At 70.6% G+C, this 23689-nt stretch carries 20 protein-coding genes and 1 pseudogene; 15 read left to right on the plus strand and 6 right to left on the minus strand.

Translation table 11 applies throughout. The annotated features are described in order from the left end of the window. Nucleotides 1–47: 47 nt before the first annotated feature. Together AC1DF3_RS22335 and AC1DF3_RS22340 are read right to left on the minus strand one after the other, a co-directional pair. Nucleotides 48–902, minus strand: coding sequence for an alpha/beta hydrolase (locus AC1DF3_RS22335; protein ID WP_478140875.1), 855 nt, complete (start codon nucleotides 900–902; stop codon nucleotides 48–50). Nucleotides 903–907: 5 nt separating this feature from the next. Then, on the minus strand, nucleotides 908–1615 hold the full coding sequence (locus AC1DF3_RS22340) for a TetR/AcrR family transcriptional regulator (RefSeq protein WP_286373071.1): 708 nt from the start codon (nucleotides 1613–1615) through the stop codon (nucleotides 908–910). A gap of 168 nt (nucleotides 1616–1783) precedes the next feature. On the opposite strand from AC1DF3_RS22340, the gene AC1DF3_RS22345 reads away from it, so the two are divergent. From AC1DF3_RS22345 to AC1DF3_RS22415, 15 genes and pseudogenes are all read left to right on the plus strand, one after another. Beyond that, entirely contained in the window at nucleotides 1784–2650 is an 867-nt protein-coding gene (locus AC1DF3_RS22345) for a fumarylacetoacetate hydrolase family protein (RefSeq protein ID WP_478140876.1), read from the plus strand. A 3-nt stretch (nucleotides 2651–2653) separates the two neighbouring features. Then, the gene (locus AC1DF3_RS22350) at nucleotides 2654–3454 is read left to right on the plus strand and encodes an alpha/beta fold hydrolase (protein ID WP_478140877.1); all 801 of its coding nucleotides are present in this window, start codon (nucleotides 2654–2656) and stop codon (nucleotides 3452–3454) included. 249 nt (nucleotides 3455–3703) lie between these two features. Further along, complete coding sequence (locus AC1DF3_RS22355; RefSeq protein ID WP_478140878.1) at nucleotides 3704–4996, plus strand: metal-dependent hydrolase family protein; 1293 nt, start codon at nucleotides 3704–3706, stop codon at nucleotides 4994–4996. A 12-nt stretch (nucleotides 4997–5008) separates the two neighbouring features. Beyond that, complete coding sequence (locus AC1DF3_RS22360; protein WP_286536803.1) at nucleotides 5009–6292, plus strand: metal-dependent hydrolase family protein; 1284 nt, start codon at nucleotides 5009–5011, stop codon at nucleotides 6290–6292. Further along, nucleotides 6289–7230: a branched-chain amino acid ABC transporter permease gene (locus AC1DF3_RS22365; protein WP_478140879.1), complete on the plus strand. Its 942-nt coding sequence runs from the start codon at nucleotides 6289–6291 to the stop codon at nucleotides 7228–7230. The genes AC1DF3_RS22360 and AC1DF3_RS22365 overlap by 4 nt, the downstream gene beginning before the upstream one ends. Nucleotides 7231–7253: 23 nt before the next feature. Continuing rightward, entirely contained in the window at nucleotides 7254–8372 is a 1119-nt protein-coding gene (locus tag AC1DF3_RS22370; RefSeq protein ID WP_478140880.1) for a branched-chain amino acid ABC transporter permease, read from the plus strand. A gap of 16 nt (nucleotides 8373–8388) precedes the next feature. Further along, on the plus strand, nucleotides 8389–9642 hold the full coding sequence (locus AC1DF3_RS22375) for an ABC transporter substrate-binding protein (protein ID WP_301812876.1): 1254 nt from the start codon (nucleotides 8389–8391) through the stop codon (nucleotides 9640–9642). 6 nt (nucleotides 9643–9648) lie between these two features. Next, the gene (locus AC1DF3_RS22380; RefSeq protein ID WP_478140881.1) at nucleotides 9649–10467 is read left to right on the plus strand and encodes an ABC transporter ATP-binding protein; all 819 of its coding nucleotides are present in this window, start codon (nucleotides 9649–9651) and stop codon (nucleotides 10465–10467) included. Then, nucleotides 10467–10964, plus strand: a pseudogene (locus AC1DF3_RS22385) (ABC transporter ATP-binding protein); the annotation flags it as partial. The gene AC1DF3_RS22380 and the pseudogene AC1DF3_RS22385, both read left to right, overlap by 1 nt. A 492-nt stretch (nucleotides 10965–11456) precedes the next feature. Then, a complete protein-coding gene (locus tag AC1DF3_RS22390) occupies nucleotides 11457–12704 on the plus strand; it encodes a Tm-1-like ATP-binding domain-containing protein (RefSeq protein ID WP_286536903.1) in 1248 nt (415 codons plus the stop codon). 21 nt (nucleotides 12705–12725) lie between these two features. After that, nucleotides 12726–13556, plus strand: a complete 831-nt coding sequence (locus AC1DF3_RS22395; protein ID WP_478140882.1) for a phosphoenolpyruvate hydrolase family protein — start codon at nucleotides 12726–12728, stop codon at nucleotides 13554–13556. A gap of 15 nt (nucleotides 13557–13571) precedes the next feature. After that, entirely contained in the window at nucleotides 13572–15260 is a 1689-nt protein-coding gene (locus tag AC1DF3_RS22400; protein WP_286536797.1) for a flotillin family protein, read from the plus strand. Between the two features lie 3 nt (nucleotides 15261–15263). Next, nucleotides 15264–15701, plus strand: a complete 438-nt coding sequence (locus AC1DF3_RS22405) for an SRPBCC family protein (protein WP_286536796.1) — start codon at nucleotides 15264–15266, stop codon at nucleotides 15699–15701. Between the two features lie 8 nt (nucleotides 15702–15709). Then, entirely contained in the window at nucleotides 15710–17185 is a 1476-nt protein-coding gene (locus AC1DF3_RS22410; RefSeq protein ID WP_478140883.1) for an SRPBCC family protein, read from the plus strand. A 25-nt stretch (nucleotides 17186–17210) separates the two neighbouring features. Continuing rightward, entirely contained in the window at nucleotides 17211–17588 is a 378-nt protein-coding gene (locus tag AC1DF3_RS22415; RefSeq protein WP_286536794.1) for a VOC family protein, read from the plus strand. On the opposite strand, the gene AC1DF3_RS22420 is transcribed toward AC1DF3_RS22415, so the two are convergent. From AC1DF3_RS22420 to AC1DF3_RS22435, 4 genes are read right to left on the minus strand one after another with little or no spacing between them, the layout of a single operon-like run. After that, on the minus strand, nucleotides 17585–17824 hold the full coding sequence (locus AC1DF3_RS22420; protein ID WP_353506731.1) for an SDR family oxidoreductase: 240 nt from the start codon (nucleotides 17822–17824) through the stop codon (nucleotides 17585–17587). The two genes, AC1DF3_RS22415 and AC1DF3_RS22420, sit on opposite strands and share 4 nt — an antisense overlap. A 17-nt stretch (nucleotides 17825–17841) precedes the next feature. Beyond that, nucleotides 17842–18042 carry an SDR family NAD(P)-dependent oxidoreductase gene (locus AC1DF3_RS22425; protein WP_286536793.1) on the minus strand — a complete coding sequence of 67 codons (201 nt, stop codon included), beginning with the start codon at nucleotides 18040–18042 and terminating at the stop codon, nucleotides 17842–17844. Next, nucleotides 18039–22478: a response regulator gene (locus AC1DF3_RS22430; protein WP_478140884.1), complete on the minus strand. Its 4440-nt coding sequence runs from the start codon at nucleotides 22476–22478 to the stop codon at nucleotides 18039–18041. The genes AC1DF3_RS22425 and AC1DF3_RS22430 overlap by 4 nt, the downstream gene beginning before the upstream one ends. Nucleotides 22479–22483: 5 nt before the next feature. Beyond that, nucleotides 22484–23644, minus strand: a complete 1161-nt coding sequence (locus AC1DF3_RS22435) for a response regulator (protein ID WP_286536791.1) — start codon at nucleotides 23642–23644, stop codon at nucleotides 22484–22486. Nucleotides 23645–23689: the final 45 nt, after the last annotated feature.

Consider the following 23689-nt stretch of genomic DNA (forward strand, 5'->3'; position numbering starts at 1 on the left):
CGAACCGGGGCCGGGCCGGATGATAGGGCTGGGCGAGCCCGGCGCGTTCAAGGGATTCCGAGCAGTTCCAGCGCGAGCGCGTGGGTGCGCGAATGCGGGTCGGCGATCTCATGCAGCACGTCCATGTGGTTGCGCCCCGCCACCGTTTCGGCGGCGACGACCACCGGCCCCCAGGCGCTCGCGATCAGCGCGGATTGGCGCCGGAACTCCTCGCTCTCGTCGCCGCCGACCACGATCGCCAGCCTGCCGCGGGCCGGCGCGGGCCACAGTGCCGGGCTGAGGCGCCGTGCCGACGCCGCGCTGAGGCCGATGTCGGCGGCCAGGAAGGGCGCATGCCGCAGCGGCTCCAGTTCGTAGAGGCCCGAGATGGCCAGCGCCGACTTGACCAGATCCGCGGGAAGGTCCGCCGCCACCGCCTGCCAGTCGCAAGCCAGCAGCATCGCCGCCAGATGCCCGCCCGCCGAATGGCCGGCCACCACGATGCGCTCGCGGTCGCCGCCGTGGTCGGCCGCGTGCCGCCAGACCCAGGCCAGCGCCTGCGTCAGCTGCATTGCGATGTGCTCGATGCCGACGGCCGGACACAGGGCGTAGTTGAGCTGCGCGACCATCGCGCCCGCGTCGGCGAAAGGCGGCGCCACGAAGGCCTGGTCGCGCTTGTCGAGGGCGCGCCAGTAGCCTCCGTGGATGTAGACGAGCACCGGCGCTCCCGCGGCGCCGGCGGCCGGCAGGATGTCGAGCCGTTCGCTGGCGTCATCGCCATAGGCCAGGTCGAGCACCCAGCCCGATCGGGCCAGCGCACGGGCAGAAGCATCGGCCCAATGCCGGAGGATCGCGGGATGCTCCGGGATGCCGGCCCGGGCGTTGTATTGGGCATCGAACCATGCGGGCGACGGGCGCGGCATGGCGTTCAACCGCCCTTGGCGGCCAGCGCCGTCGCCCGGGCGCCATTGGCCTTGGCCGGGCGGCGGCGGGCCGGCTTCTGCTCGGCATCGCGCAGCGCGGCGTCGATCAGCGCGTCGGCCATCCACAGGGCGGTGCGCTCCACCTCGCGGTCGCCGAGGCCCCAGATGTCCTTCAGGATCACGTAGGGCTCGATGCCGTAGACCACCGACAGCGCATGGTGCAGCCGGTTGCGCACGGCCGGGCTCATCAACGGCGCCAGCGGCTCGATCGCATGCTCGAGGATGCGCACGCGATGGCCGCGGCGGTAGGGCTCCTCCTCCAGCAGGCCGGCCCGCTCCAGCCCCCACTGTTCCAGCGAGAGCTGGGCGGCGGCGCGCAGTTGCGCCTCGAACTCCTTGAAGCGCGGGAAGGTCTGGAGAAACAGCTCGTGCACGCGGTCGCGGCCGTTCGGGTTGGCCGATGCCAGCTTGCGCACCGGCCCGAGCGAGCTGTCGATCACCGCGGTGACCAGTGCGCTGCGGCTCGGGAAATAGCGGTAGGCCGTGGCCCGCGACACCTTCGAGCGGGCCGCGGCCTCGGCCACCGAAGGGATGTGGCCGCTCTCCTGGATGATCGTCATGGCGGTGTCGAGCAGCAGCCGGAAAGTGGCCGCCTTGACCCCGCGCTCGGGGGGGAGCGGGGGTTCGCTCAGCTTGTGTTTCAGTCTCGCCATCGGGTTTGTACGGGGCTTTGGAGGGCTCGGAATCTATTGTGAACAGCGGATGCCGGATCGTATGATGCAGCGATCCCGATTTGAGACGCAAGTCTCAAACATGACTTCCGAGACTTCGAGGCCGCGGCGCACGCCGTTGGACCCCGGGGCAATATGGAGACAAAGTCGATGCGCCTGGCAAGCTGGAATTGGGGTGGACGCGACCACGTGGGAACGATCTCGCCCGACGGGCGGGAGGCCACGCCCCTGGGCGTGCGCGACCCTTCGCTCGGGGCCTTGCCGCTGATCCGGGCGCTGGCAGCCGGCGAACCGCTGCCGCTGCCGTCGGGCACGCGACTGCCGGTCGAGGTCATCACGCTTCGCGCGCCGCTGCCGCGCCCCTTGCGCAGCCTGTTCTGCGTCGGCCGCAACTACCGCGCCCATGCGGCCGAACTGGCCGGCTCCGTGTTCCGTGCCGCGATGCCCGAGACCGACCCCTGGCCGATCGTCTTCGGCAAGCTCGGCGAATGCGTGGTCGGGCCGCACGACGCGGTCCGCCTGCCCTCCCCCGCCGCCTCGATCCAGATCGACTACGAATCCGAACTCGCTGTGGTCATCGGCCGTGGCGGGCGCGACATCCTGGCGGCCCATGCGATGGACCACGTGTTCGGCTACACGGTGGTCAACGACGTCACGGCGCGCGACGTCCAGATGCGCCACCAGCAGTGGGACCTCGGCAAGAGCTTCGACACCTTCTGCCCCATGGGCCCGTGGATCGTCACCGCCGACGAACTCGACGGCCGTGCCACCCGGGTGCGCGGCTGGGTCAACGGCGCGCTGCGGCAGGACGGCCAGACGCGCGACATGATCTTCGACATCCCGACCCTGATCGAGACCTGCTCGCGCGGCATCACGCTGTACCCGGGCGACGTCATCGCCACCGGCACGCCCTCGGGCGTGGGCATGGGCCTGAAGCCGCCGCAATGGCTGCGCTCCGGCGACGTGGTGCGCATCGAGATCGATGGCCTCGGCGTCATCGAGAACCGGTTCGAGTAGGCCATGGGCTTCCAGCTGATCGACCGCATCGCGGTGGAAGAAGAAGGCGAGGGCCCGGCCATCGTCTGCGTGCACGGGCTCGGCGGCAGCGGCAACACCTACACGCCCCTGATGCCGGCGATGGCGCGGCACCGGGTCATCCGGATCGACCTGCCGGGCAGCGGCCGCTCGCAACGCGCCGAGGGCGCGCTGTCGATCGAGCGCTATGTCGCGACCGTGCTCGACGTCTGCGATCGCCTCAAGGTGGCGCGAGCCCACTGGGTCGGCCATTCGATGGGGACCATCGTCTGCCAGCACATCGCGGCCCTGCATCCGAAGCGGGTCGCGAGCGTGGCGCTGTTCGGACCGCTGATCGCGCCGCCGGACGCTGCGCGCAACGCAATGACCGCGCGTGCCGCCAAGGCGCGCGAAGGCGCGACGGGCATGCAGGAGATCACGCAGGCGCTGCTGCAGGGCGCCATCTCCGCCGACACCCGCCAGCGGCTTCCGGTGGCGGTCGCTTACGTGCGCGAGAGCCTGATGCGCCAGGACGGCGAGGCCTATGCGCGCAGCTGCGAAGCGCTGGCCGGCGCCCAGGCGGCCGCGGTCGAGCAAATCGAGGCGCCGGTGCTGCTGGTGACCGGCGACGAGGACGGCGTGGCGCCGCCGCAAGCCGTGCGCGCAATGGCCGAACGGCTGCACCGTGCCGCCAGCAAGCGGGTCGTGGTGCTGCCGCGCTGCGGCCACTGGACCCCGATCGAACGGCCCGAGGAATGCCAGCGCGAACTGCGCGAGTTTCTCGCGGCGCAGGCCAGGAGCTTCTAGGATGACGCCGAGTATTTGCGGGTCGGGGCGGGCTCACGCCGACGGTGTGCTCTGCTCCGCTCATGTCCCCCGGCCTTCGGCCTCCTCCTTTACTTCGCTGCGCAGAGCACACCATCGGCGTGAGCCGTCACGGCCGTCGTTCATCGGCTGGAACGACCTCCTGTTGCCCTCGGCACGCGCCCCGGCAACCGCAAGCGCCCCTGCAACAGCGTGCAAAAGAGCAAGCAACAGCCAGGTAGGAGACTGACCATGGCCGACGTCCTTTTCACCAACGTGCGGATCTTCGACGGCGGCGGCGAGGCGCCTTTCAGCGGCGACGTGCTGGTGCAGGGCAACCGCATCGCGCGGGTCGTCAAGACCGGCTACGGCGCGCGCCCGGCGCCGGTGTCCGGTGCGCAGGTGATCGACGGTGCCGGCGCCTTCCTGATGCCCGGCATGGTCGAGGCCCATACGCATTTTTCGTGGAACGACCAGCCCAGCCTCGATGCCATCCAGCGCATGCCGCCGGAGGAGCACATCCTGTGGTGCGCCGAGGTCGCCAAGCGCTACCTCGACATGGGCTGGACCAGCTGCGTCGGCGCCGCCACCGCCAAGCCGCGGCTCGACGTCGTGATCCGCAACGCGATCAACGACGGCACCATCGTCGGCCCGCGCTACCTCGCGGCCAGCCAGGAGATCACCGTGCCCGGCGGCCTGGGCGACACCACGCGGCCGCACTTGCCGCAGCCCGAGTTCGCCTTCGGCGCGATCGTCAGCGGCGCCGAGGAGATGCGCCGCTGCGTGCGCATGTTCGCCAAGTACGGCGTCGACTCCGTGAAGATCAACCTCTCGGGCGAGTCGATCACCGGCATGCCGAGCGAGATGAGCCAGTTCACCGAAGAAGAGATCACGGTCTGCGTGCAGGAGGCCAAGGCCTGGGGCAAGCGCGTCGCCGCGCATGCGCGCTCCACCTGGTCGATCAAGCAGTGCGTCAAGCAAGGCATCGAGGTGATCTACCACGCCAGCTTCACCGACACCGAGGCGCTCGACATGCTCGAGGCCCACAAGACCGAGCACTTCATCGCGCCGGGGCTGGCCTGGCTCATCAACACCTCCCATCACGCGAGCCAGTGGGGCCTGACACCCGAGGTGACGAAGAAAATGGGCTACCACCGCGAGCTCGAGGCGGCGGTCGAGAGCATGCGCGCGCTGCGCAAGCGCGGCGTGCGCATCCTGCCCGGCGGCGACTACGGCTTCGCCTGGACGCCCCACGGCACCAACGCCAAGGACCTCGAATACTTCGTCAAGTACGTCGGCATGAGCACCATGGAGGCCCTGCTGTCGGCCACCGCCTGGGGCGGTCCGATGATGCGCATGGGCAAGGTGCTCGGCTACATCCGCGAAGGCTACCTGGCCGACATCCTGCTCATCGACGGCGATCCGCTGGCCGACATCACGGTGCTGCAGGACAAGGCCCGCATCCTGGCCGTCATGAAGGACGGCGAGTTCCACCGCGCGCCGCCGCTGCGCTCGGCGCGCACCACGCGCTGGGCCACGGCCTGACAGGAGAAGCACATGGCCGATGTCGTCTTCACCAACGTCCGCATCCTCGACGGCACGGGGCAGAACCCCTACACCGGCAGCGTGCTGGTGCGCGGCAACCGGATCCGCCAGGTCGGCCGCAGCACCGCGCCGATCGCGCCCGGAGGCGCCACCGTGATCGACGGCGCCGGCGCCACGCTGATGCCCGGCATGTGCGAGGCCCACACCCACTTCTCGTGGAACGATGCCGCGACGCTGGCCGAAATCCAGACCTTGCCGCTGGAGGAGCACGTGCTGTGGTGCGCCAAGGTCGCCAGGCGCTACCTCGAGGCCGGCTTCACCTCGTGCGTCGGCGCCGCCTGCGCCAAGCCGCGGCTCGACGTCGTGATCCGCAACGCGATCAATGCCGGCCAGATCCCGGGGCCGCGCTATCTCGCGGCCAGCCAGGAGATCACCGTGGTCGGCGGCCTTGGCGACGAGACCCTGCCCCACCTGCCCTTCCCCGAGTTCAGCTTCGGCGTCAACATCTCGGGCCCGGAGGAGATGCGCAAGGCGGTGCGGCTGTTCCTCAAGTACGGTGTCGACTCGGTCAAGCTCAATCTGTCGGGCGACAACTTCACGCCCCAGTCGCCGTCCGAGACCACCTGGATGATGGACGAGGAGGTCGAGGCCGCGATGCGCGAGGTGCGCATCCGCGGCAAGCGCGGCATCGCCCATGCGCGTTCGTCCGAGAGCGTCAAGCAGGCGCTGCGTCACGGCATCGACCTGATCTACCACGCCAGCTTCGTCGACGACGAGGCGATCGACATGCTCGAGGCCGCCAAGGACCGGGTCTTCGTCGCGCCTGGCATCGCGATCCTGTACGCCATGCTGTACGAGGCCGAGCCCTACGGCGTCACGCACGAGATGGCGGTCGGCATGGGCTACGAGACCGAATGGGAAGCCGCGATCGTCTCGCTGGCCAAGATGCACAAGCGCGGCATCCGCGTGCTGCCGGGCGGCGACTACGGCTTCGCCTTCACGCCGCACTGCCAGAACGCGCGCGATCTCGAGTTCTTCGTCAAGTACCTGGGCTTCACGCCGATGGAAGCGATCCGCTCGACCACGCTCTACGGCGGCCAGATCATGATGCGACCCGACGAACTCGGCTGCATCAAGGACGGCTACCTGGCCGACCTGCTGCTGGTCGACGGCGATCCGTTGGCCAACCTGTCGATCCTCCGCGACCCGAAGCGGATCCTCGCCGTGATGAAGGACGGCGAGTTCGCCAAGGCGCCCGAGATCGCTTCGCGACGGGCCTGGGAGCGTGCCGCATGAGCCGAAAGAGCCTGGCGCTCTGGCTGCTCTTCGGGCTGCCGATCGCGGTGTTCGTGGTCTGGGCGATCGCCGACAACTACACGCTTTTCTTCAAGACCCTGCTCAACGGAATGACCCTGGCGTCGCTCTATTTCCTGGTCGCCAGTGGCTTCACGCTGGTCTTCGGCCTGATGCGCAACGTCAACCTGGCGCACGGCTCGCTCTACCTCTTCGGCGCCTATGTGGGATGGTTCGTCGGCGAACGCACCGGCTCCTGGGCGCTGGCGGTCATCGCCGGCTTCCTCGCCGCGGCGCTGATGGGCCTCTTGATGCAGGTGCTGGTGTTCCGCCACATGCAAGGCCAGGACCTGCGGCAGACGCTGGTCACGATCGGCCTGTCGATCGTGCTGGCCGACCTGATGCTGTGGGTCTGGGGCGCCGAGATCTACACCTTCGATCCGCCCTCGTGGATCTACGGCTCGACCACCCTGCCGCTGGTCGCCAAGTTCCCGACCTATCGCCTCTTCGTGCTGTTCGCCTCGATCGTGATCGGCGTCGGACTCTGGCTGCTGCTGGCGCGCACGCGGATCGGCATGATGATCCGCGCCGGCGTCGACGACCGCGCGATGCTGGCCGCTTCGGGTGTCAACGTGCAGCGGGTCTTCGCGCTCACCTTCGCGATCGGTGCCGGACTGGCCGGGCTGGCAGGCGTGGTCGGCGGTACGGCGCTGTCGATCTCGCCCGGCGAGGACACGCGCTACCTGCTGGCCTCGCTGGTGGTGGTGATCGTGGGCGGCATGGGCAGCGTCGTGGGGGCCGCGATCGGCGCACTGCTGATCGGCCTGGCCGAGCAGTTCGGGCTGGCCTATGCGCCGACCTACAGCGTGGTTTTCACCTTCGTGATCATGGTGGTGGCGCTGGCCTTCAAGCCGCGCGGGCTGATGGGGAAGAGCCAGTGAGCGCGGCACGCTGGCGGCGGGCGATGAACGGGTCGGCCGCGGCGGCTCGCGGCGGCCGCGGCTCGGGGGTGGTACCGGTGCCGTCCCTGCCCCGTGGCGCCGGTGCCGCGGCGCCCGAAGCCGCCGTGGCCTGGTGGCGCCGGGCGCTGTCGGCGATCCGGCTGCGCCACCTTCTGGTGCTGGTGTTCGTGGTCGGCTACCCCTTCGTGGCCACGCCCTTCTTCACCTTCCAGATCGGCGCCCAGTCGCTGGCGCTGGGCCTGATCGCACTGTCGCTGACCTTTCTTGGCGGCTACGGCGGCATGGTGTCGCTGGCCCAGATGACGGTCGCCGGCTTCGCCGCCTACATGCTGGCGATCTTCGGCAGCAGCAGCAACGTCGCGATCAGCCTGGGCTGGCCCTGGTGGCTCGCGCTCCTCGTCGCGGTCGCGCTGGCCACCGTGGTGGCGGCGGGCATCGGCTGGCTGTCGGTGCGCACCGAGGGCATCTACACGATCATGATCACGCTGGCCGTGGGCGTGGCCTTCTTCTACCTCGCGCAGCAGAACTACACGGTCTTCAACGGCTTCCAGGGCTTCAGCCGGATCGCGCCGCCGACCGTTTTCGGCCTCGACCTGCACGAGCCGATGCCCTTCTATTTCCTGGTGCTGGCCTGCGCGCTGGCGGGCTACTTCTTCGTCAAGCACCTGATCCGCGCGCCCTTCGGCATCGCGCTGCAGGGCATCCGCGACAACCCGCGCCGCATGCAGGCGCTGGGCTTCGACGTCACGGCGCACCGGGTCGCCGCCTATGCGGTGGCGGGCTTCCTGGCGGCGGTCGGCGGCGTGCTGATGGTCTGGTACAACGGCCGCATCTCGCCCGGCACCGTGGGTGTCGGCGCGATGATCAACATCCTCATCATCGCCGTGCTCGGCGGCATGAAGCATCCGATCGGCGCCTTCGTCGGCGCGATCGTGTTCGTGCTGCTGCAGAACTTCGCCATCGACCTGGTCGACCGCGAGCGCTTCAATCTCGTGATCGGCGGGGTCTTCCTCGCGATCGTGCTGTTTTCCCCGGACGGTTTGCTGGGCCTCTGGCAGGGCCTGCGCCATCGTCTGGGCGCCTCTTTCACCCCCCGCGGCCGTGGCCGCATTCATCGATGAAAAGAAGGAGCGAGACATGAGCAGAGGCAAGAAAGTGTTCGGGCGCAGCATCGTGGCTGCCGCAGTGATGGTCACGATGGGCGGCCTCGCGCAAGCCCAGGAGACCTTGAAGATCGGGCTGCTGGCTTCGCTGGAGGGGCCGTTCGCGGCGCCCGGCCAGGACGGCATGCGCGGCGCCGACCTGGCGCTGAAGGAAAAGAACGGCATGGCCGGGGGCAAGAAGATCGAGTTCGTCAAGGTGTCGTCCGACGCCACGCCGGACAAGGCGGTCAACTCGACGCGCAAGGCGGTCGAGCAGGACAAGGTCCAGATCATGATCGGCCCGCTGTCGGGCGATGAAGGCATCGCGGTCAAGAACTACGCCAAGACGCAGCCCAACATCACCTTCATCAACGGGTCCTCGGGCGCGCAGGCGGCGACGCTGGGCGACCCGGCGCCCAATTTCTACCGCTTCAACACCGAAGGCGCGCAGTGGATGGTGGGGCTGGGCGAACACGCGCTCTCCAAGGGCTACAAGAAGACCTTCCTGATCGCCGAGGACTACGGCTTCCCGTACTCGCAGGTGCAGGGCTTCATGGCCAGCTACTGCGCCAAGGGCGGAAAGGTGGTCGACAAGGCCTGGGTGCCGCTGGGCACCAAGGACTACGCCTCGGTGATCGCCAAGATCCCGAAGGACGTCGATGCGCTGGTGGTGGTCCTGGGCGGCTCCGACGCGGTCAACTTCCTCACGCAGTACGAGCAGGCCGGCGGCGACAAGCCGATGGTCGGCGGCTCGATCACGGTCGACCAGACGGTGCTGAACTTCAAGGGCAAGCGGCGCGAATCGCTGCTCGGCACCGCCTCGGCCGGCCCGATGGCCGACTCGATCGACACACCCGAGTGGAAGAAGTTCGTGGCCGACTACAAGGCCAACTTCAAGGACGGCTTCCCGAGCCCGTCGCTGTTCGCCTACCTGTACTACATCAACACCAAGGCCGCGCTCGACGGCCTCGATGCGGTCAAGGGCGACCTGTCGAACGGCCAGAAGGCCTACCGCGAGGCGCTGCAGAAGACCAACTTCAAGGGCCCGGCCGGCGACGTCAAGATCGATGCCAACCGCAACGGCGTCGGCACCACCTACATCACCGAAGTGACCAAGGCGCCCGACGGCTCGTTCTACAACAAGGTCGTGAAGTCGGTGCCGAACATCACGCAGACGCTGGGCCTGCCCGAGGCGGAGTTCAAGAAGATGGGCCTCGGGACGCGCGACGTGCCGGACTGCAGGACCTGAACCGGCATGGCCACGATCACCCCGCTCAGGCCGGCCGCATCGCGCGTCGGCGCGGCTGCCGGCGGCGCCGCGCAGCTGCTCTCGGGCGATGCGCTGCGGCTGGACGGGGTGACGCGTGCCTTCGGTGCGCTGCGCGCGGTCGACGACGTGTCGCTGACCGTCGCGGCCGGGCAGAAGTACGCGATCCTCGGCTCCAACGGGGCCGGCAAGACCACGCTCTTCAACGCCGTCACCGGCGACTTCCCGCCGACCGCGGGACGCATCCATTTCTTCGGCGAGGACATCACGGAGCTGGCGCCGCAGGACCGCATCCGCAAGGGGCTGCGGCGCACCTACCAGTCCTCGCTGCTGTTTCGAGACCTGACGGTCCGCGACAACCTGTTCCTGGCGGTGCGCGGCGTGGCCAGCGGCCGCTTCAGCTTCCTGCGGGCGCGCGCCGGCCATGCCTCGACCCGCGCCACCCGCGACCTGCTCGACCGCGCGCGCCTGAGCCACATCGCCGACGAGCGCGTGGCCAACCTGGCCCACGGGCAGCAGCGCCAGCTCGAGATCGGCATGGCACTGGCCGGCGCGCCGCGCCTGATCCTGTTCGACGAGCCGGCGGCCGGGCTGTCGCCGGTCGAGCGGCGCGAACTGGTCGCCCTGCTGGCTTCGCTGCCGGCCCACATGAGCTTCGTGCTGATCGAGCACGACCTCGACATCGCGCTGCGCGTGGTCGACCGGGTCACCGTGATGCACAACGGCCGGGTGCTGCGCACCGGGACGCCGGCCGAGATCGAGAACGATGCGCAGGTGCAGGCGATCTACATGGGGAGCAGGCACTGATGGCATGGTTTCGCAGCGACCGGGATCCCGGCCCGGCCGGCACCGGGCCGACCCTGGCGATCGACGGTCTCGACGTGTACTACGGCCGCGCCCATGCGCTGCAGGGTGTCGCCTTGACGCTGGAGCGCGGCGTGCTGGGCATCGTCGGGCGCAACGGGATGGGCAAGACCACGCTGTGCAACGCGATCACCGGGCTGGTGCCGGCACGCGGCAGCATCCGCCTGGCCGGCGAGCAGATCCTCGGCCTGGCGCCCAACGAGATCACGAAGCGCGGCATCGCCTACGTGCCGCAGGGGCGCCGGGTGTGGCCGTCGCTGTCGGTCGACGAGACCTTGCGCCTGGTGGCCGGCCGCCGGCGCGAGGTCGACCGCGTCTATGCCATGTTCCCGCGGCTGGCCGAACGGCGCGGCCATGGCGGCGCCCAGCTGTCGGGCGGCGAGCAGCAGATGCTGGCGATCGGGCGTGCGCTGCTGCTGAACCCGAAGCTGCTGGTGATGGACGAGCCCACCGAAGGCCTGGCGCCGGTGATCGTCGAGCAGGTGGCGCAGGCGCTGCGCGAGCTGGCGGCCGAGGGCCGCATCGCGGTGCTGCTGATCGAGCAGAACCTCGGCGTCGCCATCTCGGTGGCCGATCGCATCGGCCTGATGGTCAACGGCCGCATCACCAGGGAGATGCCGGCGGCCGAGCTGGCGGCCGACCGCGAACTGCAGGAGCGGCTGCTCGGCGTGCGCTCCGGCGGCGAGGGCGACGACTTCGAAGACCCGCTGGCCGCCCCGGCTGACGACAGTCCCCCGCCGACCCAGGTCTTCACCGTCCGCCGCGCCCACGGTGACGGCGCCCCGTCGCTCGACGACCTGGCGCCCAGCACGGTGCGCGGCTTCACGCGCTGGAACGCCGGCGGCACCGCCGCGCCGGTGGCCGACATCGTGCGCCTGGTGGCGCCCGCGCCGGAACCCGCCCCGCCGCAGCCGGCGGCCACGTCGCCGCGCGTGTTCGAGTTCCCGGTCGCGGCCAGCAGCGAACGCTCGGCCTATGTCGCGGGCACCTTCGACACCAAGGGCCGCGAGCTGTCCTTCCTGCGCCAGTGCATCGAGAAGCTGGGCCTGCGCGTGGTCACGGTCGACCTGTCGACCTCCGGCAAGCCCTCGCCCGCCAGCGTGCATCCGCGCGAGGTGGCGCGACATCATCCGCAGGGCGAATCGGCGGTGTTCAGCAACGACCGGGGCAGCGCCACCGCGGCGATGGCGCTGGCCTTCGAAGCCTTCCTCGCCACCCGCCGCGACCTGGGGGGCATCATCTCGGCCGGCGGTTCCGGCGGCACCTCGATGGCGACCCAGGGCATGCGCGCACTGCCGATCGGCGTGCCGAAGATGATGGTCTCGACCATGGCCAGCGGCGACACCCGTCCCTATGTCGGCCCCAGCGACATCTGCATGATGTATTCGGTCACCGACGTGCAGGGCATCCACCGCATCAGCGAGCGGGTGCTGGCCAATGCGGCCCATGCGCTGGCCGGCATGATCGCGCATCCGCCGGTCGAGTCGACCGTGACCAAGGCGGCGATCGGGCTGACGATGTTCGGCGTCACCACGCCCTGCGTGCAGGCCGTGACCCATCGCCTCGAAGAAGCCTACGACTGCCTGGTGTTTCACGCCACCGGGGTCGGCGGGCAGTCGATGGAGAAGCTGGCCGAGTCGGGCCTGATCGCCGGCGTGATCGATGTCTCGACCACCGAGATCGCCGACGAGATCGTCGGCGGCGTGCTGTCGGCCGGCCCCACCCGGCTCGACGTCTTCGCGCGCCATGCACTGCCCTACGTCGGCTCCTGCGGCGCGCTCGACATGGTCAACTTCGGCGCCTGGGACACGGTGCCGGAGCGCTTCAAGGGCCGCCGGCTCTACCGCCACAACCCGACCGTGACCCTGATGCGGACCTCGGCCGAAGAATGCCGCGCGATCGGCGAGTTCATCGCCGCCAAGCTCAATGCGATGCGCGGGCCGGTGCGCTTCCTGATCCCCGAGGGCGGCGTCTCGGCGATCGACCGGCCCGGCCAGCCGTTCCACGACCCCGAGGCCGACCAACAGCTGTTCGCGAGCATCGAGCGGGCGTTCCGCAGCGGCCCCGACCGCCAGCTGCAGCGCCTGCCGCTGCACATCAACGACGAGGCCTTCGCCGAGGCCCTGGTGGCGGCCTGGCACGCGGTGTCGCGCACGCCGGCCGACGCCCGGCGCGCCTGAACTCACGAGGAGGAACCGCCCATGCCCCGCATCTCCCGCTCGACCCTGCTGGCCGGCCTGCGCGCCAAGATCGAGGCCGGCCGGCCGATCATCGGCGGCGGCGCCGGCACCGGCCTGTCGGCCAAGTGCGAGGAAGCCGGCGGCATCGACCTGATCGTGATCTACAACTCGGGCCGCTACCGCATGGCCGGGCGCGGCTCGCTGGCGGGGCTGCTGGCCTACGGCAACGCCAACGAGATCGTCTGCGAGATGGCGCGCGAGGTGCTGCCGGTGGTCCGGCACACGCCGGTGCTGGCCGGTGTGAACGGCACCGACCCGTTCATGATTCCCGACGAGTTCCTGGCCCGGCTGGTGTCGCTGGGCTTTTCGGGGGTGCAGAACTTCCCGACCGTCGGGCTGATCGACGGCGTCTTCCGGGCCAACCTCGAAGAGACCGGCATGGGCTACGGGCTCGAGGTCGAGCTGATCGCCCGCGCCCGGGCGCTCGACCTGCTGACCACCCCCTACGTGTTCTGCGAGGCCGATGCGCGGGCCATGGCGGCGGCCGGTGCCGACATCGTGGTGTGCCACCTCGGCCTCACGACCGGTGGCGCGATCGGCGCCGGCACCGCGCTCACGCTGGCCGACTGCGTGCCGCGGATCAATGCCTGGGCGGCGGCGGCGCAGGCGGTCAACCCCGAAGTGATCGTGTTGTGCCACGGCGGGCCTATCGCCACCCCCGAGGACGCGCAGTACGTGCTCGCGCGCTGCCCGGCCTGCCACGGCTTCTATGGCGCGAGCTCGATGGAGCGGCTGCCGACCGAGGTGGCCCTCACCGAGACCACGCGACGGTTCGTTGGAATTACGAGATAACAGGAGATCAGATCCATGTCAGGCGCTCAATTCGGAAGTTTCATCCTCGCGCTGATCGTCGTCGCGATCGTCGTGGCGATCGCGGTCTGGCTGCTGCACTGGCTCTACCTGCGCAGCTCCAAGGAGCGGTCCTTCGTGCGCACCGGCCTTGGCGGCCAGAAGGTGGTGCTGGGCGGCGGCGCCTTCGTGCTGCCGATCGTGCACGACGTGATCCCGGTCAACATGAACACGCTGCGGCTGGAGGTCAGCCGAGGCCGCGACAAGGCGCTGATCACCAAGGACCGCATGCGCGTCGACGTCATGGCCGAGTTCTACGTCCGCGTGGCGACCAGCGAGGAGGCGGTGGCGGCGGCGGCGCAGACGCTCGGCCTGCGGACGCTGGAGCCCGACCAGCTGCGCGAACTGGTCGAAGGCAAGTTCGTCGACGCCCTGCGCACCGCGGCGGCCGAGATGACGATGGAGGAACTGCACGAGCGGCGCGGCGCCTACGTCAAGCGCGTGCGCGACGCGGTCGCCGAAGACCTGACCAAGAACGGCCTCGAGCTCGAGGCCGCCTCGCTGACCCAGCTCGACCAGACCGGCATGGAGTTCTTCAACCCGAGCAATGCCTTCGACGCCGAGGGCCTGACCCGCCTCACCGAGCAGATCGAGCACCGCAAGAAGCAGCGCAACGATGTCGAACAAGACACGCTGATCGCGATCCGCAACAAGAACCTCGAGGCCGAGAAGCTGTCGCTCGACATCGACCGCGAGGGCGAGCATGCGCGCCTGGCGCAGCAGCGCGAGCTGGAGATCGCGCGCGCCCGCCAGCGCGCCGAGGTGTCGGCCGAGCGGGCCCAGCGCGAGCAGGATGCCGAAGCGGCGCAGATCGCGGCCAAGCAGAGCATCGACCAGGCCCGCATCCGCTCCGAGCAGACGCTGGAGGAAGACCGTATCGGCAAGGAGCGCGCGATCCAGGGCGCCGAGATCGAACGGCGCATGTCGCTCGAACTGGCCGAGCAGCAGCGCGCGATCTCGGTCGCGCGCGAGAGCAAGGCCCAGAGCGAGGCCCAGGCCGAGGCCGAGATCGCCCGGGCGCTGGCGGTGTCGGCCGAAGAAAAGGTGTTCACCGCGCGCGAGGTCGAGATGGCCGAGCGCAAGAAGGCGATCGACCTGATCGGCGCCCAGCAGGTGGCCGAACGCGACGCCCTGCGCCTGACCTCGGCGGCGCAGGCCGAGAGCGATGCCAGCGCCGCCCGCGGCGCCGCGGTGCGGGCCCAGGCCGAGGCCGATGCAGACGCCGACAAGATCCGTTCGATGGCGATGCGGGTGCGCGCCGAGATCGAGGCCGAGGCGGCGCGCATGATGAACGAGTCGCACAACATGCTGTCGCCCGAGGCGCGGATGTCGGCGCTGCGCATGAAGCTGGTCGAGAAGGCCGAGGCGATCATCCGCGAATCGGTGCGGCCGCTGGAGCGCATCGAGGGCATCAAGATCCTGCATGTCGACGGGCTCGGCGGCTCGGGCGGCGATGGGGTGCGCAATGGCGAAGGCGGCGGCTTCGCCGACGGCCTGGTCAACTCGGCGCTGCGCTTCCGGGCCCAGGCGCCGCTGGTCGACCAGCTGCTGCGCGAGATCGGCATCGAGGGCGGCGACATCCAGCGCTTGGTCGGCGATGCCAGCGGCGCCCACGCCGCCCTGCCCTCGGCCGCGCCGAAGGAATAGCGCATGGTCAACGTCTACGTGTCCAGCGTGATCGATGCCAGCGCCGACAGCGTCTGGACGCGGGTGCGCGACTTCAACGGCATGCCGCAATGGCATCCGGCCATCGCCGACAGCCGGATCGAGAACGGCCAGCCGGCCGACCGCGTCGGCTGCATCCGGCACTTCCACCTGAAGGACGGCGGCATGATCCGCGAGCGGCTGCTGGCGCTCTCCGACTACGACTACAGCTGCACCTACGAGATCCTCGAAAGCCCGATGGGCGTCGCCAACTACACCGCCACGCTCAAGCTCACGCCGGTGACCGATGGCGGGCGCTGCTTTGCCGAGTGGAGCGCCGAGTTCGACTGCGACCCCGGCCGCGAAGGCGAGCTGGTTCGTTCGATCGGCGAAGGCGTGTTCCAGGCCGGCTTCGACGCCCTGAAGCGGCGCTCGCTGCGCTGACACGCGCCATGCTGCAGAAGGTCGTCCGCTCCGCGATCATCGATGCGCCCATCGAGCGCGTCTGGGCCGTGCTGCGCGACTTCAACAGCCATGACCAGTGGCACAGCGCGATCGAATCCAGCCACATCGAGGGCGGCGAGCGCAGCGACCAGGTCGGCTGCGTGCGCAATTTCACCTTGAAGGACGGCCACCACATCCGCGAGCAGTTGCTGACCTTGTCCGACCGCGAGCACCAGAGCACCTACTGCATCGTCGAGGCCAGCCTGCCGCTGCAGCGCTATGTCGCGACCGTGACGCTGAAGCCGGTGACCGATGGCAACCGGACCTTCTGGCACTGGACGTCGAGCTTCGCGACGCCGCCGGGCATGGAGCACGAACTGCGCGACACCGTGGCGCAGGGCGTCTACGAGACCGGCTTCGAGGACCTGCGCCGCTACCTGCGGGGCGGCGCGGACCAACGCTCGCGCGGCGCCGGCCCGATGCCGACGGCGCTGCCGGTGCCGACTCGCCGCATCGGGGTCGCGCGCCATGGCGGCCCTGATGTGCTGTGGCCGCAGAACGCCGAGGCCGCTGCGCCCGGCGCCGGCGAAGTGCGCATCCGCCAGCGTGCGGTCGGCGTCAATTTCATCGATGTCTACCTGCGGCGCGGCTGGGTGCCTACGATGTTCCCGGTGTCCGAGGGCGCGCCGGGCGTGCCGGGCATGGAGGCCGCGGGCGGCGTGCTCGATGTCGGCCCGCAGGTCTCCGGCTTCCTGCCCGGGGACCGCGTCGCCTACCTCGGTCCGGTGCCGGGCGCCTACTGCGGCGTGCGCAGCGTGCCGGCCGACTGGGTGGTGCGGCTGCCGCCAGAGATCGAGGACGAGACGGCGGCTGCCCTGCTCCTGAAGGGCATCACGGCCGACTACCTGCTGCACGACCTCGGCCATGTGCAGCGCGGCACCCGGCTGCTGGTGCACGCGGCGGCCGGTGGGGTCGGCCTGCTGGTCTGCGCCTGGGCGCGCCGTCTCGGTGCCGTGGTGATCGGCACGGTGTCGAGCGAGGACAAGGCCCGGGTGGCGCGCGAGCATGGCTGCGAGCATGTGATCGTGACCCGCGACTACCGCTTCGCGGAAGCGGTGCAGCGTGTCTGCGGCGGCGCCGACGTGGTGATCGACGGCCTGGGCGACGCCGCCCGCGACGAAAACCTGGCGGCCCTGGCGCGCCGCGGGCACTGGATCAGCCTCGGCCAGGCCAGCGGGCCGCTGGCGCCGCTGGCGCCGGATGCGCTGGTGGCCAAGTCGCTGAGCTTCTCGCGCCCGGTGGTGTTCGACTACGTGGCCACTCAGGCCCAACTCGCCGAGCGCGCGCAGCGGGTCTGGCAGGCGCTCGCCGACGGCGCGATCCGCCTGCCGCCGATCGAACGCTTCCCGCTCGACGCGGCGGCCGAGGCGCACGCCCGGCTCGAAGCTCGTGCCAGCATCGGCGCGCTGGTGCTGCTGCCCTGAACACTCGAACGAAGGAGTCAACGCGATGATCGTCGGCATGAACCACTTCACCGTGACCGCGGAGGACGAGCAACAGACGCTGGCCTTCTACACCGGCCTGCTCGGGCTGCGCGTCGGCCACCGGCCGGACCTGGGCTTTCCGGGCGCCTGGCTCTATGGCGACGGGCCGCAGGCGGTGCTGCACCTGTACTTCGGCAGGCCGGTGCCGGCCCAGCGCACCGGCGTCATCGACCACATGGCGTTCACGGCGCAGGACCTGCGCGCGGTCAAGGCGCGCTTCGACCAGAGCGGCGTTGCCTACGAGCTGCGCCAGCAGGCCGGCGCGGGCACGTGGCAGCTGTTCTGCCACGACCCGAACGGGGCCAAGGTCGAGCTGGATTTCGATCCGTCGGAGACCCTCTAGGCCTTGCCGCCGCCCGCAGACGCCGCGATCAACTGGCGGATGGCGTCGGACATGCCCGGGGTCGCAGGGTCCCAGCTGTGGCGGGGCCCGACCAGGATGCCGCCATCCACCACCAGGTGGGTTCCCGTGACGAACGCGGCATCCTCGCTGGCCAGAAAGGCCACGGCGCCGGCGATGTCCTCGGGCGTCCCGCCCCGTGCCACCGGCTGGGCCCGGTCGGCGATGCCGGCGAGCATGCCGTTGACCTGTTCCTTCAGCCGGGGCAGATCGCGTTCACGTCGGTCCGCTTGAAGACGATGCGTCCTTCGGACTGTGCCGTAAGCGCCTCGCCGCCGGCGGCATCGATGTCGGCGGCGATGACCTGCGCCCCTTCCGCGGCCAGGCGAAGCGCGCTCGCCCTGCCGATGCCCGAGGCCGCGCCCGTGACAACCGCTGTCTTGCCGTTGAATCTCATCTTGCACGCTCCGTCTGATTGGACCCCGGCGCCGGGCGCTCGTCGATCTCGGTCAGGGCCGCCAGCGCCGCGTCGAAGTCGAAGGCGGCGGCGGCGCGCGCGGCGCGCTGCAGGGCCGGCCCCCACGGCGTGCCGCGGGCGCGCGCGGCGAGCGGGTCGGCCAACTCGGCGGCCGCGCTGTCGTCGGCCTCCAGCAGCGTGCGCAGCCGCCGCACCAGGCCGGCCAGTTCAGGTGTCGCGGTCGCTGCCTCCGGCACCGCCCCACCGGTGCTGTCTTCGCCAGCGGCCGCCAGGCCCGCGAGCACGCCCGCCAGCGCCTGCTCGACCGTGTGCAGCCACGGGGCCAGGACTGCGGGGTCCCGGCCTTCCAGGCTGGCCTGCTCGAGCGCGCCGGCGGCCGCCTGCACGTCCCGCGCGCCAATGTTGCCGGCGGTTGCCTTCAAGGTGTGGGCGGCGCGGGTGGCGGCCTCCGGGTCCGCGGACTGGAGCGCGGCGCGGAAACGGTCGCCGAAGTCCGCCTGGCCGGCGGCGAAGCGCCGCAGCAGCCGCCGGTACAGGCCCGGATCCCCGCCGCTGGTGGCGAGGCCTCGGTCGACGTCGATGCCGGCCAGCGCCGGCAGGCTGGACGGCGGAATGGGCGCAGCCTCTGTGGGCGGCGCCGCCGGCGCGCCGCTACGCGGCCGGATCCAGCGCGCCATCGTGACGAACATCGACCGCAGATCCAGCGGCTTGGCGATGCGGTCGTCCATGCCGGCGGCGCGTTCGCGCGTGCTCGCGCCTTCCATCACGTTGGCGGTCATCGCGATCACGGGCAGCCGCGCCCAGCGCGGGTCGGCGCGGATCGCCCGGGTCGCCGCGTAGCCGTCCATCACCGGCATCTGGCAGTCCATCAGCACGCCGTCGAAGCGGTCGTCGCGAGCCAGCAGGTCGAGCGCCTCGCGGCCGTTGCCCGCCACCGCGAACGCGATCCCGGCCCGCTGCAGCAGCTCGCCGGCCAGTTCCTGGTTCAGGTCGTTGTCCTCGACCAGCAGCACCCGGGCGCCACGCAGCGCGGCAAGGGCGCTTTCGTGGTCGTGGCCCGGTTCGGCCACCGCCTCGTCGAGCGCGACGCTGCGGCCCAGCGCCTCGGCGATCGCACGCAGCAGGCCGGCGGCCGTCACCGGCTTGGTCAGCACCGACTGGAGCCGGACATGGCGCTGCTCGGCGGCGGCGAGGGCGTCCTCGCGGCCGAAGGCGGTCACCATGATGATCGACGGCATGTCGCGCTGCAGCCGGTCGTGCAGGCGGGCGGCGGTCTCGACGCCGTCCATCACCGGCATCTTCCAGTCCATCAGCACGACGTCGTAAGGCAGGCCGCGCAGCTGGCCCGAGCGCGCCATCTCGAGCGCCTGCTCGCCGTCGCGGGCGACGTCGGCCTCCAGGCCATGCTGCTGCGCCATGCCGGCCAGGATCTCGCGCGCCGCGGCGTTGTCGTCCACCACCAGGGCGCGCACGCCGAGCAGCAGCTCGCGCCGCACCGGCTGGCGCGGCGCCGGGCGGGCCTGGACACCGAAGCGGGCATGGAACTGAAAGGTGGAGCCGACGCCCGGCGTGCTGTCGACCCAGATGCGGCCGTCCATCAGCGCGACCAGATCCTTGCAGATCGCCAGCCCCAGGCCGGTGCCGCCATAGCGGCGCGTGATCGAGCTGTCGGCCTGGCTGAACGACCGGAACAGCTGGCCGCACTGCGCGGCGTCGATGCCGATGCCGGTGTCGCGTACCGCAAAGTGCAGCTCGACCCCGTCGGCCTCGCGCGCGGCCAGGCGCACCGCGACGACGACCTCGCCGCGCTCGGTGAACTTGACCGCATTGCTGGCCAGGTTCACGAGCACCTGGCCGAGCCGCAGCGGGTCGCCGACCAGTGCGGTCGGCACCTCGGGATCGATCGTGAACAACAGCTCCAGCGCCTTGTCCTCGGCCTTCATGCCGACCACGCTCGCCAGCTGGTCCATCACGTCCTCGAGCCGGAAGTCGGTGCGCTCGAGGCTGAGCTTGCCGGCCTCGATCTTCGAGAAGTCGAGGATGTCGTTGATGATGCCCAGCAGGTTCTCCGCCGCGCGGTGCACCTTCTCGACGTAGTTGCGCTGGCGCGGCTCCATCGCGGTCTGCAGCGCCAGGTGCGACATGCCGATGATGGCGTTCATCGGCGTGCGGATCTCGTGGCTCATGTTGGCGAGGAAGTCGCTCTTGGCCCGGGTGGCTTCCTCGGCGATCTCCTTGGCCTCGCGCATCGCGGTCTCGGCGGCCTTGCGCTCGGTGATGTCGATCAGCCAGCCCATCGTGCCATCCCGGCCCTCGTGGGTCATGCGCACGAAGGTGGCGAGATAGTCGCGCAGCGCACCGCCCGCGGCCAGCAGGCGCAGCTCGATGTCGTGCACGAAGCCTTCGGCGGCGATGCGTTCGAGCAGGGCGTCGCGTTGGGCCCGCTCGGCGTAGATGTCGCCGCCGTCGGCGCCCTTGTCGAGGCCGAAGGCCTGCTGGAACTTCGGGTTGGCATAGTGGAACTGGCCACCCGTGGCAAAGGCGATCGCTATCGGGCTGCGCTCGAGGATGTTCTGGAGCTCCACGCGCTGCTCGGCCAGCACCGCCTCGGTGCGGCGGCGCTCGGTGATGTCACGCACCGATGCGCAGACGAAGCCCGTGCGCTCGGGTGAGGCCGGCAGCTGCGCGAGGCTGATCTCGACGGCGAACTCGCTGCCATCGGCACGCCGGCCGCGCAGGTCGACCTCGCCACCGCCCATCTGGCGCGGCCGTCCGTCGCGCAGGTAGCCGGCACGCAGGCCGGCATGGACTGGGCGCGAGGACGCGGGAACCAGTACTTCCACCGGCTGGCCGACCAGGGATCCGTCCGGGTAGCCGAACATCCGCGCCAGCTGCGCGTTGGCGATCGCGATCCGGCCGTCGGCATCGATCACCAGCATGCCGTCGGGGGCCGACTCGATGATGCCGCGGTACCAGGCTTCGGTGGCCTCGAGGCGGCGGCGCTGGGCGTCGAGTTCGGCCGCCTGGGCCTCGAGGCGCAGCGCCTGCTCGCGGGTCGCGTCGAGCAGGTGCCGGGTACTGGCGCTTCGCTGCGCGATCTCCAGGCTCATCGCGAGCGTCGGCAGCGCCGCGTCGAGCAGCGCGAGGGCTTGCCCGTCGAAGGCGCCGAAGCCGGCGAACTCGAGCACGCCGAGCAGCCGATCGCCGCGCTGCAGCGGCACCAGCAGCAGCGCGCGCGCGTCGGCGCTCCCCAGGCTGGAGCCCAGGCGGGCGTAGCCGGCCGGCGCGTCGGCGATGCGCAGCATGCGGCGCTCGAGCGCACATTGCCCGACCAGGCCGGCGCCGAAGGGGATGGTGGCCGGCGCGGGCGCGTCCGGGTCGAGCGCATAGCCGACCAGCAGCTGCAGGCGGGCCGCCTCGTCGTCGGCCAGGTAGAAGCTCGCCCGCCCGGCGCCCATCGCCGGTGCGACCCGCGACAGGAATCGCCGGCCCAGCTCGGCCGGATCGCCCGCGGTCTGCAGCGCCGTCGACAGCTCGGCGACCTCGGTCTTCACGCGGCTCTGCCAGGCGATCTCGCGGGCGCCGGCCTGCAGCGTGTCGATCGTGCGCGCCAGGTCGCCGACGTCGTTGTCGTAGCCGGTGTAGGGGACCACCGCATCGAAGCGGCCGGCCGTCAGCGACTCGACATGGTGGCGCAGCCGGGCCGCGGGACGGCGGATCGAGCGGATGGTCAGCCACGCGGCCACGATGCCGAGCAGCGTGGTCGACAAGACCAGCAGCACGATGGTCTGCGTGCTGCGCCGGGCATGCTCGCTGGCCTGCGTGGCCAGCTGCGCCGCGTCGGCCTGCTTCAGCGTGGCGACGCCCTCGAGCTCGGCCGCGGCCGCATCCGCGGTGGCGAGCAGTTCGTCGCGCTGCACGGCCTCGGCGAGCTCGACGAACCGCCCCTCGCGCACCAGCACCAGCAGGTCGTCGAGCTGGTGGCGGTACAGAAGGTAGTGCCGGTCGAACGCCTGCAGCCGTTCGAGACCGTCGCGGCCCGGTGTTCGCCGCCGCAGGTCGGCCACGGTCTTGTCGAGCTCGGTCTGCGCTTCGGTCATCAGGCCGAGCGCCTTCTGCTGGCCCGTGCGGTCGGCCGCCAGCGCAAGCTGGCGCAGCGCCCGTCCCAGGCGTACCAGCTGGACCTGGCCCTCCTTGGCGTCCATCGAGGCCTGCATGTCGACGTGGTAGACGTGGTCGAGGCGCTCGGCCGTCGAACGGGTCGCGTACAGCCCGTAGGCGCCGACGACGAACACCGCCACCGCCAGCGGCAGCAGCGAGACCACCAGCAGGAAGCCGAGCGACCGGCGCTCGAGCCGTTCCCGCAGCGCCCCCATCCATCGGCTGTCGCGCGATCCGTCGGCCGCCTCCCGCATGCCGGTCAGATCCGGATCGTCTCGGCGATCGACTCGAGCTGCGCCGCCTTGGCCGCGAGATCCGCCTCGCTGTCGCGCAAGCGCTCGGCGATCGTCCGGAACTGCTCGGCGATGGCGAGGAAGGCATCGACGACATCGGGGTCGAAATGCGTGCCGCGGCCGTCGCGCATGATCCCGACCGCCTGCTCGTGCGGCATGCCTTCCTTGTAGACGCGCCGGCTGATCAGCGCGTCGTACACGTCCGCGACCGCCATCAGCCGGGCCGAGATCGGGATCTCGTCCCCCCGCAGGCCCTGCGGGTAGCCGCTGCCGTCCCATTTCTCCTGGTGGCCATAGGCGATCTCCTTCGCGCAGACCAGGAACTCGACCGTCGTGCCGAGCCGGGCCTCGGCGCCGGCGATCGCGTCGCGGCCGATCGTGGTGTGGGTCTTCATGACCTCGAAGTCCTCCGGCGTGAGCCGGCCGGGGTGGAGCAGGATGCGGTCGGGGATGCCGATCTTCCCGATGTCGTGCAGCGGCGCCGACTTGTAGAGCGTCTCGATCTGGCGCGGCGACAGGTAGTGCGCGAAGCGCGGATGCCCCGCCAGCTGCTCGGCCAGCGCCTTCACGTACTGCTGGGTGCGGCGGATGTGGTTGCCGGTCTCGTTGTCGCGCGCCTCGGCGAGCGAGGCCATCATCGTGATCGTCACGTCCTGCACGGCGGCCAGTTCGCGCGTGCGGCGGGCGACCTCCTGCTCGAGGTAGGCATTGCGATCGTGCAGGAAGTCCGCCGCGGCCTTGAGCTGCAGCTGGTTGCGCACCCGCTGCAGGCAGATGGCCGGCTTGATCGGCTTGGTGATGTAGTCGACCGCGCCGAGCTCGAGGCCCATCCGCTCGTCGTCGGCGCCGTCGAGCGCGCTGAGGAAGATCACCGGGACCCGCTCGGTGCGCGCCGAGGCCTTGATCGCGATGCAGACGTCGTAGCCGCTCATGCCGGGCATCATGATGTCGAGCAGCACCAGGTCGGGCAGCGGCGCTGCCTCCAGAACACGCAGGGCCTTCTCGCCGCTGTTCGCGACCTTGACGCGGAACTCGTCGCGCAGCAGCTCGGACATCAGCGCCAGGTTGTCGGGTGTGTCGTCGACGACCAGAATCGTCGGCTTGTCGATCAGCGTATCGGCCGTCATGGACTTCGATGCTCCTGCGAAGTGGCGATGCGCGCCCATGGTGCC

The organism is Variovorax sp. 10N432 (assembly GCF_056394465.1).